Source organism: Pseudomonas baetica (assembly GCF_051216495.1).
Lineage (GTDB): Bacteria > Pseudomonadota > Gammaproteobacteria > Pseudomonadales > Pseudomonadaceae > Aquipseudomonas > Aquipseudomonas baetica_B.
The window spans coordinates 38,798-58,890 of sequence record NZ_JBPKAM010000013.1 but is presented as its reverse complement, the minus strand read 5'-3'; the positions used below and the strand labels follow the sequence as shown (position 1 = coordinate 58,890).

Here is a 20,093-nt window from a genome sequence, read left to right as displayed (position 1 = left end):
GAAGACGTCGTCACATCCAACAACCGTGTTGGATGACACAGCGCTTTCGCGAGCAGGCTCGCTCCCACAGGGATATTGCAAGCCGGGCAACCATTGCGGTTGCCCGGTTTTGTTGCGTTTAACCGATGGTCATCAGGCTGGCATTACCACCGGCCGCAGCGGTGTTGACGCTCAGCGCCCGCTCGATCACCAGGCGTTCCAGTGCAATGTTGGACTCGCCCTGGGACAGACCCTGCACACCGACGATGGCGCCGGCACGCTTGGCAACCTGCTGGCAAACAGCACGCAATTGATCGGAATGGCCGTGATGCAGAACCGCATCAAACACCACTTCGTCTTTGTTCCAGTCGGATACTCGCTTGATGCGTGCCTGAATGTCCTTCGGCAGGCGTGCGAACAATGCCTTGCTCAGGTCAGTTTCCGGCCACACTGCCGAACCGCCCACGGCCAGTACCGCTGCCAATTGCGTCAGCAGGTCGCCTTCGACTTCCGCCAGGCACAGCACGTGCTCACGCGGCAGGATCGCATAGCTGTTGCGCTCGCCGGTCGGGCCGGCCAGTACGCGGGTGATACCGCTCTGCGATTGCGCGGCGAACTGCACGCACAGGGCGCTTAGGTCGGCGAACTTATGGCTGTCGGCCCAGGCTTTGAGGGCGGTCAGTGGCTTGCTCATGGCTTCACGCAGGCGCATGTCCGGCGCTACGACGGCGTCGCCGCGAGCGAAGGATTGTTCGATGGCATCCGTAGGACGCGTCGACAGCAGGCGATACAGATACAGCGGACCACCGGCTTTCGGACCGGTACCCGACAGGCCTTCGCCACCGAACGGTTGCACGCCGACCACGGCACCGACGATGTTGCGGTTGACGTAGACGTTACCGGCGTTGACGGTGTCGATCACCTTGGCGATGGTCTCGTCGATGCGGGTGTGCACGCCCAGGGTCAAGCCGTAGCCGGATGCGTTGATCTGGCCGATCAGTTGATCGATGTCCTTGCGCTTGTAGCGAACCACGTGCAGCACCGGGCCGAAGATCTCCCGTTGCAGTTCGTCGAAGCTTTCCAGCTCGATCAGGGTCGGCATCACGAAGGTGCCGCGTTTGACTTCTTCGGCATCGGCGATGGCCACCTGGTACACGCTGCGACCTTTGTCGCGCATGGCCTGGATGTGCTTCTCGATGCCGGCTTTGGCTTCGGCGTCGATCACCGGGCCGATGTCTACGGACAGGCGCTCAGGGTTGCCGAGGCGGCTTTCAGCCATTGCACCTTTGAGCATTTCGATGACGCGGTCGGCGGAATCTTCCTGCAAGCACAGTACGCGCAATGCCGAGCAGCGTTGACCGGCGCTGTCGAAGGCCGAGGAGACGACGTCGATGACCACTTGTTCGGTCAGCGCCGAGGAGTCGACGATCATGGCGTTTTGGCCGCCGGTTTCGGCGATCAGCGGAATCGGACGGCCCTGGCTGTCCAAGCGACCGGCGATGTTGCGTTGCAGCAGGCGCGCGACTTCAGTGGAGCCGGTGAACATCACGCCTTTGACGCGATCGTCGCCAACCAGGCCGGCACCAACGGTTTCGCCACGGCCCGGCAGCAGTTGCAGCACACCTTCCGGAATACCGGCTTCGAGTAGCAGGCGCACGGCCTGGGCAGCCACCAGCGGCGTCTGTTCAGCGGGCTTGGCCAGTACCGGGTTACCGGCAGCCAGTGCAGCAGCGACCTGGCCGCTGAAGATTGCCAGTGGGAAGTTCCACGGGCTGATGCACACTACCGGACCCAATGGGCGGTGGGCGTCATTGGTGAAATCGTTGCGTGCCTGTACCGCGTAATAACGCAGGAAATCCACGGCTTCGCGCACTTCAGCGATGGCGTTGGCAAAGGTCTTTCCGGCTTCGCGAGCCAGCAGGCCCATCAGCGGCTGGATCTCGCCTTCCATCAGGTCGGCGGCACGCTCCAGAATCGCGGCACGCTCGGCGGGCGGGGTGGCCTGCCAGATCGGTGCGGCGTTCAGGGCGCATTGAATGGCGTTGTCGACGTCATCGACGGTGGCTTCCTGCACGTGGCCAACCACGTCACGCAGATCGGACGGGTTCAAGACCGGAGTCGGCGCTTCATTGCTGGAGGCGCAACCCAGCATCGGCGCGGCTTTCCAGTTGTTATGCGCAGTGGCGAGCAGGGCGCAGGACAGGGAGGCCAGGCGATGTTCGTTGGCCATGTCGATGCCACTGGAGTTGGCGCGTTCGGAACCGTAGAGATCACGCGGCAGTGGGATGCGCGGGTGCGGCAGGCCGAAGCCGCCTTCCAGGGTTGCCATCTGTTCGATGCTGGCCACCGGATCGGCCACCAGTTCCTGGATCGAAATCGATTGGTCGGCAATGCGGTTGACGAAAGAGGTGTTTGCGCCGTTTTCCAGCAGGCGACGCACCAGGTAGGCCAGCAGGGTTTCGTGGGTGCCGACCGGTGCGTACACGCGGCACGGACGGTTCAGTTTGCCTTCGGAAACTTTGCCTACAACCTGCTCGTACAGTGGTTCACCCATGCCGTGCAGGCACTGGAACTCGTACTGGCCTGGGTAGTAGTTCTGACCGGCGATGTGGTAAATGGCCGACAGCGTGTGGGCGTTGTGCGTGGCGAACTGGGGGTAAATGACTTCCGGCACCGACAGCAGTTTGCGCGCGCAAGCGATGTAGGACACGTCGGTGTAAACCTTGCGGGTGTAGACCGGGTAGCCTTCCAGTCCTTCGACCTGGGCGCGCTTGATTTCGCTGTCCCAGTACGCGCCTTTTACCAGGCGGATCATCAGGCGATGGCGGCTGCGACGAGCCAGGTCGATCACGTAGTCGATCACGTACGGGCAGCGCTTCTGGTAAGCCTGGATCACGAAACCGATGCCGTTCCAGCCGGTCAGTTGCGGCTCGAAGCACAGGCGCTCCAGCAGATCCAGCGACAGTTCGAGGCGGTCGGCCTCTTCGGCGTCGATGTTCAGGCCGATATCGTATTGCTTGGCCAGCAGGGTCAGCGACAGCAGGCGCGGGTACAGTTCGTCCATCACGCGCTCGTACTGGGCGCGGCTGTAGCGCGGGTGCAGGGCGGACAGCTTGATCGAGATGCCCGGGCCTTCATAAATCCCACGACCGTGGGAGGCTTTGCCGATCGAGTGGATGGCTTGTTCGTACGAGGCCAGGTACTTCTGCGCGTCGTGTTCGGTCAGCGCCGCTTCACCGAGCATGTCGTAGGAGTAGCGGAAGCCCTTGGCTTCGAACTTGCTCGCGTTGGCCAGGGCTTCGGCGATGGTTTCACCGGTGACGAACTGCTCACCCATCAGGCGCATGGCCATGTCGACGCCCTTGCGGATCATCGGCTCGCCGCTCTTGCCAATGATGCGGCTCAGGGACGAAGTCAGGCCGGCTTCGTTGTGCGTTGACACAAGCTTGCCGGTCAGCAACAAGCCCCAGGTGGCAGCGTTGACGAACAGCGACGGGCTGTTGCCCAGGTGTGGCTGCCAGTTGCCGGTGCTGATCTTGTCGCGGATCAGCGCGTCACGGGTGCCTTTGTCCGGGATGCGCAACAGCGCTTCGGCCAGGCACATCAGTGCCACGCCTTCTTGGGACGACAGGGAAAATTCCTGCAGCAGCCCCTGAACGATACCGGCACGGCCGCCAGCACTCTTCTGGTTGCGCAATTTTTCAGCAATCGAAGCGGCAAGTTTGTTGGTGGCTTCGGCCATCGGTGCAGGCAGGCGCGCCTGCTCGATCAGCATCGGCACCACTTCCGGCTCAGGGCGACGGTAGGCGGCGGTGATCGAGGCACGCAGTACCGATTGCGGCAGGATGCTTTCGGCGAATTCGAGGAAGCATTGGTGCGCGTGATCGGTCTGCACTTCACCGGCGTCATCGCCGTCGATGCGGGGCGATCCGTTCAGCTCGGTCAGGGTTGCACCACCCTCGAGTTTTTCCAGGTAATTGAAAATTGCCTGCTTGATCAGCCAGTGAGGCGTGCGATCAATCGAAGTCGCGGCCGCCTTCAGGCGCTCGCGGGTCGGGTCGTCAAGTTTGACGCCAAGGGTGGTGGTAGCCATGTTTTTTGTCCTCATGTTTGCCACGACTGCGTGGCATCAGCTGGCGGCAAGATTAGCCGTGCACTGACAGAGGTGCAACCGGGTGCAACCCTTTTTTTGTCGGAAAATTCCGCGCTAGATCAGGAAATATATTCTGGTACGAACGTGCCGTTCCCGCTGGGTGTTTTTACTTTTTGAAAATTGTCGAGGTTGGGTAAAAACGACAGTAAAAACAGATGGTTGCGAATTTGGTTCGTATGGGTGCAACTAATTCTCAATAAAAGGTTGCACCCTCTTTGCTTTGTTGACTAGCATTCGCGCCCCAAGGTGCAACCCGTCTGAATCGAGGGTGCGCCGGCTGATGGCTTTCCTGGGGAAACATCAGTCTTAAATGCGCGTTGTCCCGAATCGTCTGCCAAACGTCATCGTTTGCAAGCGATTCAACAGTCGTTGCTACATAAAAACAAAGCCAGGGCGTCACTTAATGAGCGTAACGAATCCAACCCTGATCACCTTCGTGATCTACATCGCTGCCATGGTGCTGATTGGCTTCATGGCCTATCGCTCCACCAACAACCTGTCCGACTACATTCTTGGCGGTCGCAGCCTGGGCAGCGTCGTGACCGCGTTGTCCGCCGGTGCCTCCGACATGAGCGGTTGGTTGCTGATGGGCCTGCCGGGCGCGATCTACATGTCCGGTCTTTCCGAAAGCTGGATCGCCATCGGCCTGATCGTCGGTGCTTACCTGAACTGGCTGTTCGTCGCTGGCCGCCTGCGCGTGCAGACCGAGCACAATGGCGACGCCCTGACACTGCCGGACTATTTCGCCAGCCGCTTCGAAGACAAGAGCGGCTTGCTGCGAATCATCTCCGCGGTCGTGATTCTGGTGTTCTTCACCATTTACTGCGCCTCCGGCATCGTCGCCGGTGCCCGTCTGTTCGAAAGCACCTTCGGCATGTCCTACGAGACGGCGCTGTGGGCCGGCGCGGCGGCGACCATTGCCTACACCTTTGTAGGCGGTTTCCTGGCGGTGAGCTGGACTGACACCGTACAAGCCACGCTGATGATTTTTGCCCTGATCCTCACGCCGATCATCGTGCTGCTGGCCACTGGTGGCGTTGACACCACGTTCCTGGCCATTGAAGCGCAGGATCCTGCCAACTTCGACATGCTTAAGGGCACCACCTTCATCGGTATCATTTCGCTGATGGGCTGGGGGCTGGGCTATTTCGGTCAGCCGCATATCCTGGCGCGTTTCATGGCGGCGGATTCGGTCAAGTCGATCGCCAACGCCCGTCGCATCTCCATGACCTGGATGATCCTGTGCCTGGGCGGCACCGTCGCTGTCGGCTTCTTCGGCATCGCTTACTTCTCGGCCAACCCGGCCGTGGCCATGCCGGTGAGTGAGAACCACGAGCGTGTGTTCATCGAACTGGCAAAAATCCTGTTCAACCCGTGGATCGCCGGTGTGTTGCTGTCGGCCATTCTGGCGGCCGTCATGAGCACCCTGAGTTGCCAGTTGCTGGTGTGCTCGAGCGCGCTGACCGAAGACTTCTACAAGACCTTCCTGCGCAAATCCGCTTCCCAGCTGGAACTGGTCTGGGTCGGCCGCGCCATGGTGCTGCTGGTTGCCCTGGTTGCCATCGCGATGGCCGCTAACCCGGAAAACCGCGTGCTGGGTCTGGTCAGCTATGCCTGGGCCGGTTTCGGTGCCGCATTCGGCCCGGTGGTGCTGATCTCCGTGATCTGGAAAGACATGACCCGCAATGGCGCACTGGCCGGTATCCTGGTCGGCGCGATCACCGTGATCGTCTGGAAACACTTCGAGCTGCTGGGGCTGTACGAAATCATCCCTGGTTTCATCTTCGCCAGCCTGGCGATCTACATCGTCAGCAAGCTGGGCGCCCCGACCGCCGGCATGTTGCAGCGCTTTGCCGCGGCCGAGAGTGATTTCCGCCTGAACAAGTGATGGGTTGAGCGCATGCGCTGAGCCATCGCTTGAAAGAAAACGGCCCGCTTCCTTTGGAGGCGGGCCGTTTTTTATGCTTTCGCGAAACGTGTGAGTTCCCACAGGGCTAGCAGTGTTTTTTGTAGTGGTGTCTATAGCCAATAGAGCCATGTTCTGAAAGCTAAAGCTTCAAAGGAAGTAGGGCATTTCTGTTTTTCCTGCCCCTCGGTCATTCACCTGTTTGCTCATGCAGAATCGCCGGCTTCCCATCTGCAGAGACACATCGGATGTTCGCTTCTGCCAATCAACCGCGCTTCACGTTGACCGTCGACGGCGTCGACAGTGAGTTCAAGGTGCTTGAATTCACGGGCAAGGAGGGCATCAGCCAACCTTACCGTTTTGATCTTGAATTGGTCAGCGAGCGACCGGACATTGAGCTCGAAAGCGTGCTGCATCGTCAGGCGTTTCTGAGTTTTGATGCACAGGGTTCCGGTATTCACGGGCAGATTTTTCGCATTGGCCAAGGTGATTCGGGCAAGCGTCTGACGCAATACCAGATCAGTCTGGTGCCGCGACTGGCGTACCTGGGGCAGCGCATCAATCAGCGGATCTTTCAGCACCAAAGTGTGCCGATGATCATCACCCGGATTCTCAAGGACCACGGCATCCTCGGCGACGCCTTCAGGTTTCAGCTCAGCCGTGATTACCCCAAGCGTGAATACTGCGTGCAATACGCGGAAAGCGACCTGGCATTCATTCAGCGACTGTGTTCCGAGTTCGGCATTCACTACCATTTTCAGCATGGCCCGGGTGGGCATTTGCTGGTTTTCGGCGATGACCAGGCCGTTTTTCCGCGTCTACCCGAGTCGATCCGGTACTTGTCGGGTAGCGGTATGGCGGTGCAGGTGCCGGTTATCAGCAGTTTCAGTGTACGCCTGGAAACACGGCCAACTGCTGTGGTGCGCCGCGATTACGACTTTCATAAACCTCATCTGCAACTGGAAAGTCGTCGTGACAGCAAGCAACAGCCGGTGCTCGAGGACTACGGTTTCCCAGGGCAATTCAGCGACCGGGAAGTCGGCAATCATCTGGCGGGGCGAGCGCTGGAACGTCATCGTGCGGATTACCGTCAGGCTCGGGGCCGCAGCGATCAATCGGCGCTGGTCAGCGGACATTTTCTGCCGCTCGAGGAGCATCCACGTCAGGACTGGAACAATCTTTGGCTGCTGACTGAAATAGAGCATCACGGTCGACAGCCGCAGGTGCTTGAGGAGTTTTTTGGCAGTGATGGTTCGGACGATTTCCAGGGTTATCGCAATACGTTTCTGGCGACACCGAGGGATGTTTTCTTTCGTGCGCCGTTGATCGAGAAGCCTCGTGTCGTCGGGTATCAATCCGCGCTAGTGACCGGTCCGGAAAACAGTGAGATCCATTGCGACGAGTACGGTCGGGTCAAGGTGCGGCTGATGTGGGATCGCGAGGGGCAGTGGAGCGAGCATTCCAGTTGCTGGCTGCGGGTCGCCAGCGGTTGGGCGCACGACCGTTACGGTGCCGTGTTGATCCCGCGGGTCGGCATGGAAGTACTGGTGGGTTTCGTCGACGGCGATGCCGACAAACCTTTGGTGATGGGCTGTTTGCCCAATGCCTTGAGGCCAACGCCATTGGATCTGCCGGCAGATAAAACCCGCAGTATTTTCCGCAGCCAAAGCAGTCCCGGTGGAGGAGGCTTCAATGAATTGCGCATTGAGGATCGCAAAGGCGCCGAGGAAATTTCTCTGCGTGCCCAGCGAAATTGGAGTCAGCAAGTGTTGAACGACATGCGCGTCCAGGTCGGGCAAAACGAATACCTGGACGTCAGCGGTGATCGACACATCCGCGTCAGCAGTCAGAGTGTCAATGCCAGTGGGCAATATCGCGTCAGTGCCAGTCGTCAAATCGTCATCGACGGTGGTGCCCATGCAACGATTCAGGCCGGTGGGCACTGGATCAATATCGGGCCTGAAGGGATTTTCAGCAGTGTGCCCATTGGGGTGGGCGGGGCGTTGATGCCGCCGATGGGGCAATCGAGCGTACCTGTGCAAGGCGCGGCCTTGAACATGGCGCAAATACTCAGCCTGAAAAGCAACGCGCCATTCTGTGAAGAGTGCGAGCGATGCAAGGAGGGGGTTTGTGCGGCCTGAAATACTATCGCCCCACGCTTGGTTGGAGCACCAGCCGCTGCAACCGTCCGAGCAACTGTTCGCGATCTTCAGCAGCGCCAGTGCCGCCGAACCGCTCGCAGCCTGGCAGCGTTTGGCTGCGTCAATAAAACCGAGCCCAATCTGGGCCGATACCGCCTATGCCGAGTGGGAAGAGGTGATGCCCTTTGTCGGAGTTGTCGCTGTGGACAGTGAGTTCCTGAGTTGGGTAGCGAGCACGGCGCCTCGCGACTGGGGCTGGCTGGCGGTTTCTTCGGCGAGCCAGCAGGTGCTGGTCGAGCACCTGCGCAGTCTTACACAGGTTTTTCTCCCTAATGGCAGCAGGGTGTTTTTCCGTTTTTGGGATGGGCGTTACTTGCTGCCGATGCTCCAGTGCGGTGAGGTCGAGGGGGCGCATTTGCTACCGGCGATCGCGCGGTGTTTGATCAATGGGCAGTCCCTGGAAATCGGTGGCGGTGTGCAGGAAACATCGAAGGTTTTCCCATGGTGGGAGGTGCCAGAAACTCTGTTGCGACAACTTGGTGATGAAGATCCCTCAACGCAGATCGGCAACTTGATGCAGTGGTTGAGTGAAGAGCAATCAGGCGTTTTTGAGGCGTTTCCCGAGCGTGTGTTACGCAGCAAGGTCGCGAACTTTCTCGAGGAGTCTGATTTGCCGCTCGCGCCGAAAGATGAACTGTTGGCGTACTTGATGGAGGAAGTGCAGTAGGTCCCGGGGCATTTCTGCGGCCAACAAAGCCGCTCAGCCGTGATTGCCTGACTTGCAGGCCGGTAAAAGGTAAACTTCCCGGCCTTCGCAGGAGCAGCCATGAATTATCGTCACGCCTTCCATGCCGGCAATCACGCCGATGTATTCAAACACTTGACCTTGACCCGCCTCATCGCCCTGATGTCGCGCAAGGAGCAGCCGTTTGCCTATCTTGATACACACGCTGGCATTGGTCTGTATGACTTGCAGGGCGATCAGGCCAGTCGTACCGGCGAGTACCTGGAAGGCATCGCACGTTTGTGGGATCAGCCGGATCTGCCGATCCTGACCGCCGATTACATGCAAGTGCTGCATGAGATGAACCCGGATGGCCAGTTGCGCTACTACCCGGGTTCGCCGGAGTTGGCGCGGCGACTGACCCGCCCGCAGGATCGCGTACTGATCAACGAGAAGCATCCCGAGGACGGCCTGTTGCTCAAGGAGAACATGGCCGGTGATCGTCGGGTCAAGGTTCACCTGGGCGAAGGCTGGCATGTACCGCGAGCCTTGCTGCCGGTTCCGGAAAAGCGCGCGGTGATGCTGATCGACCCGCCCTTCGAAAAGCTTGATGAGATGCAGCGTTGCGCACTGGCGATGAAGGAGGCGATTGGCCGGATGCGCCAAACCGTGGCGGCGATCTGGTACCCGGTGAAGGATCAGCGTGCATTGCGTCGCTTCTATCAGGACTTGGCCGGTACGGGTGCGCCGAAGTTGTTGCGCGTGGAATTGCTGGTGCATCCACTGGACACGCCCAACAGTCTGAACGGTTCCGGTTTGGCGATTGCCAATCCGCCGTGGGGGCTGGAGGAAGAGTTGCGTGAGTTGCTGCCTTGGTTGTCCGAGAAACTTGGACAGACCCAGGGCGGGTGGAAGATGGATTGGTTGATCGCTGAGTAGCAGTTGCAAGCTTCAAGCTTCAAGCTTCAAGCAGGGTGCTTTCAACTTGTAGCTTGAGGCTTGCAGCTTGTGGCTGCTTATATAGGGCAGGTGACGCCAGTGCCACCAATCCCGCAATAGCCTTCAGGGTTCTTGGCCAGGTATTGCTGGTGATAAGTCTCGGCGAAGTAGACGGTCGGCGCCTGATCGACTTCGGTGGTGATCTCGCCCAGACCGGCCTTGCTCAATTCAGACTGGAAGACCTTCTTGCTGGCTTGTGCTTCATCCAGCTGCTCCGGGGTGGTGCAGTAGATCACCGAGCGGTACTGGGTGCCGATGTCGTTGCCCTGGCGCATGCCTTGGGTCGGGTTATGCAGTTCCCAAAACATGGCCAGCAGCTCTTTGTAGCTGACTTTCTTCGGTTCATACACCACCAGCACCACTTCGGCATGGCCGGTCAGGCCCGAGCAAACTTCTTCGTAGGTCGGGTTCGGGGTAAACCCGCCGGCGTAACCCACCACGGTGCTGACCACGCCTTCGCGCTGCCAGAACCGCCGTTCGGCACCCCAGAAGCAGCCCAGGCCGAAGATGGCGAAGTCCACGTCCTGAAAGAAGGGGCCCAGCAGCGGGGTGTCTTCGAAAACGTAGTGTTTCTCAGGCAGGGACATCGGGGTTTCACGGCCAGGCAGAGCTTGTTCTTTGGTAGGGAGCACGTTTTTGTTCACCAGAATTTCCGAGCGCAGAACCATTATCAGTCCTCAGTCAGGATGGAAAGTAAATAAACAGGCTGTCAGTGTGCCGAATGCCGGCCAGTTAAGCACTACCTCTGTGGGAGCGAGCCTGCTCGCGAATAGGGAGTGTCAGTCGACATCAACGTAGCAGCCGCAGCGCATTCGCGAGCAGGCTCGCTCCCACAGGGGCTAAGTGCTACGACAATGTCAGGCGATCGGGCCGCGCGGGTAGCGTTTGAGCTTTTCGATCAGCTCGGCGCCCGGGATCGGCTGGTCGAACAGGTAACCCTGGCCAACGTCGCAACGATGGCGACGCAGGAAAGATAACTGCGCGGCCGTTTCGATGCCTTCAGCCACGACCTGGAGTTTCAGGTTGTGGGCCATGGCGATCACCGCGGAGGTGATTTCCATGTCGTCCTGGTTGTCCGGGATTTCGTGAATGAAGCTTCGATCGATCTTAATGATATCGATGGGGAATTTTTTCAAGTAACTGAGCGACGAGTAACCGGTGCCGAAGTCGTCCATGGCCAGGGTCAGGCCCAGGCGCTTGAGCTGGTCGAGTTGCAAGTGGGTGTCTTCGGTGGCTTCCAGCAGCAGGCCTTCCGTCAGCTCCAGCTCCAGCAGGTTCGCCGGTAGCTCCTCTTCCTTGAGGATGTTGGCGATGGAGGCCACCAGGTCCGGGTCGGAGAACTGTTTGGGCGACAGGTTGATCGCCACTTGAAGATTGCCCAGTCCGGCGGCCGTCAGTTCTTTGCTCTTGCGGCAGGCCTGGCGGGCGATCCATTTGCCAATCGGAATGATCAGGCCGGTTTCTTCCGCGACGCTGATGAACTGGTCCGGCCGGATCATGCCTTTTTCCGGGTGATCCCAGCGCAGCAACGCTTCCATTCCCAGCAGGCGACCGGTGCGCAGGCAGAGCTTGGGTTGATAGAACACGTCCAGTTCGTTCTGGGTCAGGGCGCGGCGCAGGTTGTTCTCGACGAACAGTTTGTAACTGGCCTCGGCGTTCAGCGCTTCGGTGAATATTTGCACCTGATGTTTGCCGTTGGCCTTGGCTTTGTGCAAGGCCAGCCCGGCATTACGCATCAGGGTTTGCGGGTCGCGACCGTGCAGCGGTGCGCAAGCCAGGCCCACGGAACCGGTGACGCTGATCAACTGGTTGTCGACAAACATCGGTTTGTCGAGGGTGGCCAGCAATTGGTTGGCGACCTGTTGGCCGGTGTGGAGGTCGGTATTGTCCAGCAGCACCGCGAACTCGTTACTGGCAAACCGCGCCAGGCTGCCACTTGGGCTCAGGCTGTTGCGCAAGCGCCGGGCCAGGCTGATCAGCAACTTGTCGCCGGTCTGGTGGCCGAGGCTATCGTTGATCCGCTTGAAGTTGTCGATGTCCACCAGCAACAGGCTGATGGGGGTATCGCTGTCTCGGGCGAAGCGCTCGTCGAGGTTGCGGATGAATGCGGGACGGTTGCCGAGGTTGGTCAGGTTGTCGGTGTAGGCCAGGCGCTCGATGCGTTGCTGGGCGAGTTTGGTCTGGGTGATGTCTTCGTAAATGCCGATGTAGTGGGTCAGTTCACGGTTATCGCCATAGACCTTGGAAATCGACAACTGGCCCCAGTAGGGCTCGAGGTTTTTGCGGCGGCTCTTGAACTCGCCCTGCCAACTGTTGCTCTTGGCCAGCGCCGAAGGCGCGTCGAACAGCAACTCGCTGAGGTTTTCCAGGGCTGGCAGTTCCGAAAGGCGCTGCCCGTGGACTTCTTCGGTGCTGTACTGGGTGATCGCGGTGAAGCTCGGGTTGACGTATTCCACCACGCCGTCGCAATTGACCAGCAGGAAGGCGTTGGCGCTTTGCTCGACCGCACGCTGGAACAAGTGCAGGGCGCTGGTGGCGGTGCGTCGGTTATGGTTGCTGATAACCTGGGCGAACTGGTCCGCCAGCTCGCCGGCGAAGGCGATTTCATCCGACTGCCAGGCGCGGGTTGCACCGGTTTGCTCAAGGCAGAGCACGCCCACCACCTGGCCGTCGACGCGGATACTGGCGTCGAGCATGGCGTTGACGTCACGGGGGCGCAGGGCTTCGGCGATTTCCCGGGTGCGCGGATCACGCATGGCGTTATGGGCATCAATGGCGCGGCCAGTGTGCAAGGCGTCCAGATAGTTGGGAAAGCCGCTGGCGTCGATCGGCTCCGGCAGCAGGTATTCCTGGCTGGCGCGGTGATAGGCCGAAATCGGCATCAGCATCGAGCCATCGAGGTGCCACAGGCTGGCACAGTCGATCTCATAAATCTCGCAGGCACTGCGGGTGATCAGTTCGGCGGCTTCTTGCAGGGAGTTGTTGCTGCTGTAGCGCTGGCGGGTCAGCAGCAGGATCAAATCCTGCTGGGCGCGCACCCGGTCCAGATGCAGCAGTTGCTCCTGCTGGGCGCGCTGGTTGAGTTCCAGGGCGATTTGCAGGCGTGAGTTCTGGGTTTCCAGATCCAGCGCGGGCAGCAACGGGTCGTCTTCGAACAGCCCGTCGATGACCAGCAGGTAGCCGCGTAACAGGTGTCGATTGTGCTGTTTATAGCCTTCACCCAGTTCCAGCAGGTTCAGCGAGCCTGTGGCAGTGTGCAGGGTGTAGCGGATCAGGTAATGCGAGGCTTCGCTCAGTTGTTGCTGGATGGCGTCATGCAGCTGATAGCGCGCTTCCGGCTCCATCAGGCTGGCGTAGGGCGAGCCGACCAGGGCGCAAAGTTCCACGGCTGGCAAACCGAACTGTCGTTCGCAATTGGGGTCGAGAAACAGCAGCGCCCAGCTAGGTTCATTCAGCCGTTCGAAACGCAGCATGCCGAGCCGCGAGGGCACAGGCAACTGTGTCACTACCTCGGCCACCATACGGCTGGCGGCATCGGGTTGGCTCTTCATAGGGAAGGAAACTCGCTTCGTATTTGCTGGACGCGGCGGGCTCTCGCCCTCTTTACTGTTGCCTGCGGCAAGGTTGCATCATTGCGACACCGACTGACAAGAGACATGAAGGCCAAGTGCTATAAGAATATGTCGGCAGCAGACAAGTTTTCTTCAATTTGAATCAAAAGTAAGGCTGTTTGTTAAAAGATCGCAGCCTTCAGCAGCTCCTACAGGGCTATGTATACCTCTGTAGGAGCTGCCGAAGGCTGCGATTTTTGCTTTTTAGCGCAAGTGAATACTTGTCGATTGCAACAGGTTGCCGTCCCGATCGTGATAGCGCACATGAATCTGTTCCGTATCGACAATCAGATGCGCGAAGTTGTCCTGGCTGATCACTTTGCCGGTCAGTTCATGTCGATAATCGCCTGCTGCCGTTTGCACCAGCGGTTGATCGAGGATAAAGGTGGAGTCCTTGGCATAGGGCAGTAGTGTGCTGTTGCACAGGGGAGAGGAGACGATGGTATGGATGTTGAACTCTGCATCCTCGCTGTGAGTCAGGCGGCTGCTCAAGGAGCCGTGAACGTCGCCTGAAATGAAGATGACGTTCTTGATCCTGTGCGTACGAATCGTCTCCAGCAACCGCAGTCGCTGCTCGGGAAAGGCTTTCCAGGCGTCATCGCCCTGGCGCTTGCGATCGGGGTAGAACATGACGCTGGTGACCACGAATTTGACCCGGGCCGGGCTGTGGGTCAACCAGTCGCATAAAGCCTGTTCCTGTTCGAAATCAAGGATGCGCCGGTCATCAGCCGCCAGACTGCGTCGGGTACGACTGTCGGTGACAAACCACTCGATATCGCCATGGGTAAACTGATACCAGTATTTATTTAATGTGCGACTGATTTGTCCATCGCTATTTAATCCATGGGCCGGGCTGTGGCTGGCTTGATATAACTCATAGGCAGCAATCGCGTTCTTGTATAAGGCATCATCGCTTCTGGCTCTATTGGCTGGCCAGTTGTCCTCGATTTCATGATCGTCGAGGATCATGTAAGTCGGAATGCTGGACATCAACTTTCCAATGTGTGGCTGGGAGAGCGCAGCGCGGTATTTGGCGAGTATTTCTTCGTAGTCGCGATCGGGTGCAATAACGTTCAAATCATCGACATAGACCTGGTCGCCCGTCATCAAAATGGCACTGATCGGTGGGCTGCTCTGTTGTGCCAATGTTGAGATGGCGGCGAAAATCCGGTCGCCCAGTTGGGGTGCCCATGGCCTGCCAGCGGTCATGTTCAAGTATCGGCATGAACCGACGATATAGGCCCGCGAAGTGGTGGGGTGGCCTGATTGCGTGCGCAGACGGTAAAGGTGTTTAGGCCATTGAATGGGAAGTTCCTGAATGGATTCCACGGTATGCACCGGGTTCATGGGGCTGAACCAACCAGCCTGATATTCATACTCGGTATTGGCGAAAAGTTTGTGAAGAACAATGACGGCGGTCATATCGTGCGCGTCAGTTAATTGGGTAAAAATGCCTTTGCTCCAATATTCATCACCGACCCGCCGGTAGCGTATGCCAGCAAATACGGAAGCCTCTTTTTGCCACTCTCCTCGTAAAAAAATCCGGGCTTGATCAGTCGTTGTGTGGCCAATAATAGGGCCGACAGTTGGCTTGAACATAGTCGAGTCCATTCGATATTTAGTTGATCAAAAGTAACCAGCGTGCTGACTGTTTTTCTCAGTCTTCAATCAAGGCTAGTTATTGAGCCCCAAAAAATATCGAGGCGAAATGGACTTGAGTTGTGGGCGATATCAGCCACAAATGTAGGAAAGCCTTCTCTTTATATAAAAGCATCAGGCAAAAAAAGCCCCGCCAAATTGGCGGGGTTGAGGTACGAGCGTGGCGCTCGGAAAACGTGAAACGCGACAGGCCCTCCGGTGAAGGAGGGCCGGCCGGGGTTACAGCAGGATGGTGCGGATGTCCGCCAGCAGATCGCTCAGACGCTTGGTGAAGCGTGCAGCAGCGGCGCCGTTGATCACGCGGTGATCGTAGGACAGCGACAGTGGCAGCATCAGTTTCGGCTGGAAGGCTTTGCCGTCCCAGACTGGCTGGATGGTCGCCTTGGAAACACCGAGGATCGCCACTTCCGGCGCGTTGACGATCGGCGTGAAGCCGGTACCGCCAATGTGGCCGAGGCTGGAAATGGTGAAGCAGGCGCCTTGCATCTCATCCGACGAGAGCTTCTTGGTCCGGGCTTTTTCAGCCAGGGAAGCAGCCTCGGCGGCCAGTTGCAGCAGGCTCTTCTGGTCGACGTTCTTGATGACCGGTACCAGCAGGCCATCCGGGGTGTCGACGGCGAAGCCGATATTTACGTATTTCTTGCGGATGATCGCTTTGCCGCTTGGAGCCAGCGAGCTGTTGAAGTCCGGCAGTTCCTTGAGCAGGTGCGCGCAGGACTTAAGCAGCAGCGGCAGGATGGTCAGCTTGACGCCGGCCTTCTCTGCAACGGCTTTCTGGGCGTTACGGAACGCTTCCAGCTCGGTGATATCCGCCGAGTCGAATTGCGTCACGTGCGGTACGTTCAGCCAGCTGCGGTGCAGGTTGGCAGCGCCGACCTGCATCAGGCGGGTCATCGGCACTTCTTCGATTTCACCGAAGCGACTGAAGTCCACGGCCGGGATCGGCGGGATGCCCGCGCCACCGGTTGCGCCGGCGGCAGCGGCTGGCGCTTCCTTGGCCTTCTGCATCATGGCTTTGACGTAAACCTGCACGTCTTCCTTCAGGATGCGACCGTGCGGACCGCTGGCGCCGACAGCGCTCAGCTCGACGCCGAACTCGCGGGCCAGTTGACGCACGGCAGGGCCGGCGTGAACTTTGGCGCCCGGCTTGGCTGGAGCAGCGGCTGGGGCGGCAGCAGGAGCCGGAGCCGGTGCTGCAGCGACCGGAGCAGCAGCAGGCGCAGGTGCGCTTGGAGCAGCAGCGGCAGGTGCAGGAGCAGCGGCCGGAGCAGCGCCTTTGACCTTCAGCTTGAGGATCAGGTCGCCGGTACCGACTTCGTCGTCCAGCTTGACGGAAACGCTTTCCACCACGCCAGCGGCAGGCGATGGGATTTCCATGCTCGCCTTGTCGGATTCCAGGGTGATCAGCGACTGGTCGGCTTCAACGCTGTCGCCGGCCTTGACCAGAACTTCGATGATCTTGGCCTTGCCGGCCGAACCGATGTCCGGAACGTGGATGTCCTGAACGCTGTCGGCCACGGGGGCAGCCGGAGCTGCAGCGGCTGGCGCAGGAGCAGCGGCAGCAGGAGCAGCAGCCTGAGCCGGAGCGGCAGCAGCAGGGGCCGCAGCACCCGCCACTTCCAGGTCCAGGATCAGGTCGCCAGTGCCGACTTCGTCGTTGAGCTTGACGCTGATGGCCTTGACCACGCCAGCGGCAGGCGACGGGATTTCCATGCTCGCCTTGTCGGACTCCAGGGTGATCAGCGACTGATCAGCCTCGACTTTATCGCCGACCTTGACCTGGATCTCGATGATCTGGGCCTTGCCCGACGAACCGATGTCCGGCACGTGCACTTGCTGAACCGAAGCGGCAGCCGCTGCTGCGGCTGGTGCAGCCGGTGCGGGCGCGGCTGCCGGTGCAGCTTCAGCCTTGGCAGCAGGAGCAGCGGCAGGCGCCGGGGCCGCCGCAGCGGCACCTTCGACTTCCAGCTCCAGCAGTTCGTCGCCTTCTTTCAGGCGATCGCCCAGCTTCACTTTCAGACTCTTGATGATACCGGCCTTCGGCGCAGGCACTTCCATGCTCGCCTTGTCCGATTCCAGGGTCAGGATGCTCTGATCGGCTTCGATACGGTCGCCGACCTTCACAAACAGTTCAATTACTTCACCTTCACCGCTGCCGATGTCAGGTACGCGAATGAGTTCGCTCACAGAATCTCTCCTCAGCAGTCCAGTGGGTTGCGTTTTTCCGGGTCGATCCCGAACTTGGCGATGGCTTCAGACACCACCTTAGGTTCGATATCGCCACGGTCAGCCAGTGCTTCCAAGGCTGCCAACACCACGAAATGACGGTCGACTTCGAAGAAATGACGCAGTTTCTTGCGGCTGTCGCTGCGGCCGAAACCGTCGGTGCCCAGGACCTTGAATTCCTTGGACGGTACCCACTGACGGATCTGCTCGGCGAACAGTTTCATGTAGTCGGTAGAGGCAATGACCGGACCTTTACGGCCGTTCAGGCACTCTTCCACGTAGCTCAGTTTAGGCTTTTGGCCTGGGTGCAGACGGTTGGTGCGCTCGACGGCCAAGCCATCGCGACGCAGTTCGTTGAAGCTGGTTACGCTCCACACATCGGCGCCGACATTGAACTGTTCACGCAGGATCTTCGCCGCTTCGCGTACTTCACGCAGGATGGTGCCGGAGCCCATCAGCTGCACGTGGTGCGCCGCTTCGCGGGTGTCTTCCTCGAGCAGGTACATACCTTTCTTGATGCCTTCTTCGGCACCGGCCGGCATGGCTGGCTGCTGGTAGGACTCGTTCATCACGGTGATGTAGTAGAAGACGTCTTCCTGGTCTTCGGTCATCTTTTTCATGCCGTCCTGAATGATCACCGCCAGCTCGTAGCCGTAGGTTGGATCATAGGTGCGGCAGTTCGGGATGGTGGCAGCCAGCAGGTGGCTGTGACCGTCTTCGTGCTGCAGGCCTTCACCGTTGAGGGTGGTACGGCCGGCGGTACCGCCGATCAGGAAACCACGGGTACGGCTGTCGCCGGCAGCCCAGGCCAGGTCGCCGATACGCTGGAAGCCGAACATCGAGTAGAAAATGTAGAACGGCAGCATCGGCTGGTTGTGGCTGGAGTACGAAGTACCGGCAGCGATGAAGGAGCTCATGGCGCCCGCTTCGTTGATGCCTTCTTCGAGGATCTGACCCTTCTTGTCTTCCTTGTAGAACATCACTTGGTCTTTATCGACTGGCTCGTAGAGCTGGCCGACGGACGAGTAGATGCCCAACTGACGGAACATGCCTTCCATACCGAAGGTACGGGCTTCGTCCGGAATGATCGGAACGATGCGCGGGCCGATTTCCTTATCCTTGACCAATTGCGCGAGGATTCGCACGAAGGCCATGGTGGTGGAGATTTCACGGTCGCCGGTGCCGTCTAGGATCGCCTTCAGGGTATCCAGTGGTGGCGTCGGAACGCTGAAGCTCTGGGCGCGACGTTGTGGCACGAAACCGCCCAGTGCGGCGCGACGTTCGGCCAGGTAACGGGCTTCGGCGCTGCCTGCTTCAGGCTTGAAGAACGGCAGGTTTTCCAGCTCGTCGTCTTTGACCGGGATGTCGAAGCGGTCGCGGAACAGCTTCAGGCTGTCGACGTCGACTTTCTTGGTGTTGTGCGCGGTGTTTTTCGCTTCGCCGGCACCGGTGCCATAACCCTTGATGGTCTTGGCCAGGATGACGGTCGGTTGTTCCTTGTGGTTGACCGCTTCGTGGTACGCCGCGTAGACCTTGTACGGGTCGTGGCCGCCACGGTTGAGTTTCCAGATCTCGTCGTCGGACAGGTCTGCAACCATCGCCTTGAGTTCTGGCGTGTTGAAGAAGTGTTCACGAACGAACGCGCCATCTTTGGCTTTGTAGTTCTGGTACTCGCCGTCGATGACTTCGTCCATGCGACGTTGCAGGATGCCGTCGACGTCCTTGGCCAGCAGTGGGTCCCAGAAACGGCCCCAGATGACTTTGGTCACGTTCCACTGAGCACCGCGGAACACGCCTTCGAGTTCCTGGATGATCTTGCCGTTGCCGCGAACTGGGCCGTCGAGGCGCTGCAGGTTGCAGTTGATGACGAAGATCAGGTTGTCGAGCTTCTCGCGGCCGGCCAGGGAGATGGCGCCCAGGGATTCCGGCTCGTCGCACTCGCCGTCGCCCAGGAAGCACCAGACTTTCTGTTTGCCAGGCTGAATGAAACCGCGGGACTCCAGGTACTTCATGAAGCGCGCCTGGTAGATCGCCTGGATCGGGCCCAGACCCATGGATACGGTCGGGAACTGCCAGAAGTCAGGCATCAGCCAAGGGTGCGGATAGGACGACAGGCCCGTTCCGTCGACTTCCTGGCGGAAGTTGTTCATCTGGTCTTCGCTGATGCGGCCTTCCATGAACGCACGGGCGTAGACGCCTGGCGAGGTGTGACCCTGGAAGTAGATCAGGTCGCCGCCGTGTTCGTCGGTCGGGGCCTGGAAGAAGTAGTTGAAGCCGATGTCATACAGGGTCGCGCTGGATGCGAAGCTGGAGATGTGACCACCCAGGTCAGAATCCTTCAGGTTCGTACGCATTACCATGGCCATCGCGTTCCAGCGTACCAGCGAGCGAATGCGGCGTTCCATGAACAGGTCGCCAGGCATGCGTGCTTCGTGGGTAACCGGGATGGTGTTGCGGTAAGGCGTGGTGATGGCGTAAGGCAATTGCGAGCCGCTGCGGGTCGCGAGTTCGCCCATACGGGTCATCAGATAGTGAGCACGGTCTTCGCCTTCTTTGTCGAGAACCGATTCCAGGGCGTCCAGCCATTCCTGGGTTTCGACGGGATCGAGGTCTTGCATGGCTTGCTCCAGGGCGGAAAGGCTACCAGAATCGGTTGCCTGAGTTAGCGACTGGCCTTGTGGGCAGACGTTATGAA

10 protein-coding genes are annotated in these 20,093 nt (G+C 59.3%); 4 read left to right on the top strand and 6 right to left on the bottom strand.

Translation table 11 applies throughout. The features are described 5' to 3' along the window. Window positions 1-118 precede the first annotated feature (118 nt). Window positions 119-4,072 (bottom strand): trifunctional transcriptional regulator/proline dehydrogenase/L-glutamate gamma-semialdehyde dehydrogenase, encoded by a 3,954-nt coding sequence (gene putA / locus ACSFE6_RS07500; RefSeq protein ID WP_435427006.1) that lies wholly within the window; start codon window positions 4,070-4,072, stop codon window positions 119-121. Window positions 4,073-4,535: 463 nt separating this feature from the next. Here putA and putP point away from each other — a divergent pair, with 463 nt between their 5' ends. The 4 genes from putP (at window position 4,536) to ACSFE6_RS07480 (ending at window position 9,842) form a co-directional block, all read left to right on the top strand. After that, the gene (gene putP / locus ACSFE6_RS07495) at window positions 4,536-6,020 is read left to right on the top strand and encodes a sodium/proline symporter PutP (RefSeq protein WP_435427005.1); all 1,485 of its coding nucleotides are present in this window, start codon (window positions 4,536-4,538) and stop codon (window positions 6,018-6,020) included. Between the two features lie 266 nt (window positions 6,021-6,286). Continuing rightward, on the top strand, window positions 6,287-8,179 hold the full coding sequence (locus ACSFE6_RS07490) for a type VI secretion system tip protein VgrG (RefSeq protein ID WP_435427004.1): 1,893 nt from the start codon (window positions 6,287-6,289) through the stop codon (window positions 8,177-8,179). Further along, window positions 8,169-8,906, top strand: a complete 738-nt coding sequence (locus ACSFE6_RS07485) for a DUF4123 domain-containing protein (RefSeq protein WP_435427003.1) — start codon at window positions 8,169-8,171, stop codon at window positions 8,904-8,906. Before ACSFE6_RS07490 ends, ACSFE6_RS07485 begins: the two co-directional genes overlap by 11 nt. A 99-nt stretch (window positions 8,907-9,005) precedes the next feature. Then, on the top strand, window positions 9,006-9,842 hold the full coding sequence (locus ACSFE6_RS07480) for a 23S rRNA (adenine(2030)-N(6))-methyltransferase RlmJ (protein ID WP_435427002.1): 837 nt from the start codon (window positions 9,006-9,008) through the stop codon (window positions 9,840-9,842). A 77-nt stretch (window positions 9,843-9,919) separates the two neighbouring features. Here ACSFE6_RS07480 and msrA read toward each other — a convergent pair whose 3' ends face one another. From msrA to aceE, 5 genes are all read right to left on the bottom strand, one after another. Further along, on the bottom strand, window positions 9,920-10,570 hold the full coding sequence (gene msrA, locus ACSFE6_RS07475; RefSeq protein WP_435427001.1) for a peptide-methionine (S)-S-oxide reductase MsrA: 651 nt from the start codon (window positions 10,568-10,570) through the stop codon (window positions 9,920-9,922). Window positions 10,571-10,759: 189 nt separating this feature from the next. Then, window positions 10,760-13,453, bottom strand: coding sequence for a sensor domain-containing phosphodiesterase (locus ACSFE6_RS07470; RefSeq protein ID WP_435427000.1), 2,694 nt, complete (start codon window positions 13,451-13,453; stop codon window positions 10,760-10,762). A gap of 264 nt (window positions 13,454-13,717) precedes the next feature. Then, the gene (locus tag ACSFE6_RS07465) at window positions 13,718-15,112 is read right to left on the bottom strand and encodes an alkaline phosphatase D family protein (protein WP_435426999.1); all 1,395 of its coding nucleotides are present in this window, start codon (window positions 15,110-15,112) and stop codon (window positions 13,718-13,720) included. A gap of 279 nt (window positions 15,113-15,391) precedes the next feature. Next, window positions 15,392-17,359 (bottom strand): dihydrolipoyllysine-residue acetyltransferase, encoded by a 1,968-nt coding sequence (aceF, locus tag ACSFE6_RS07460; protein WP_435426998.1) that lies wholly within the window; start codon window positions 17,357-17,359, stop codon window positions 15,392-15,394. Window positions 17,360-17,370: 11 nt separating this feature from the next. Next, window positions 17,371-20,016, bottom strand: coding sequence for a pyruvate dehydrogenase (acetyl-transferring), homodimeric type (gene aceE, locus ACSFE6_RS07455; RefSeq protein ID WP_435426997.1), 2,646 nt, complete (start codon window positions 20,014-20,016; stop codon window positions 17,371-17,373). Window positions 20,017-20,093 lie beyond the last annotated feature (77 nt).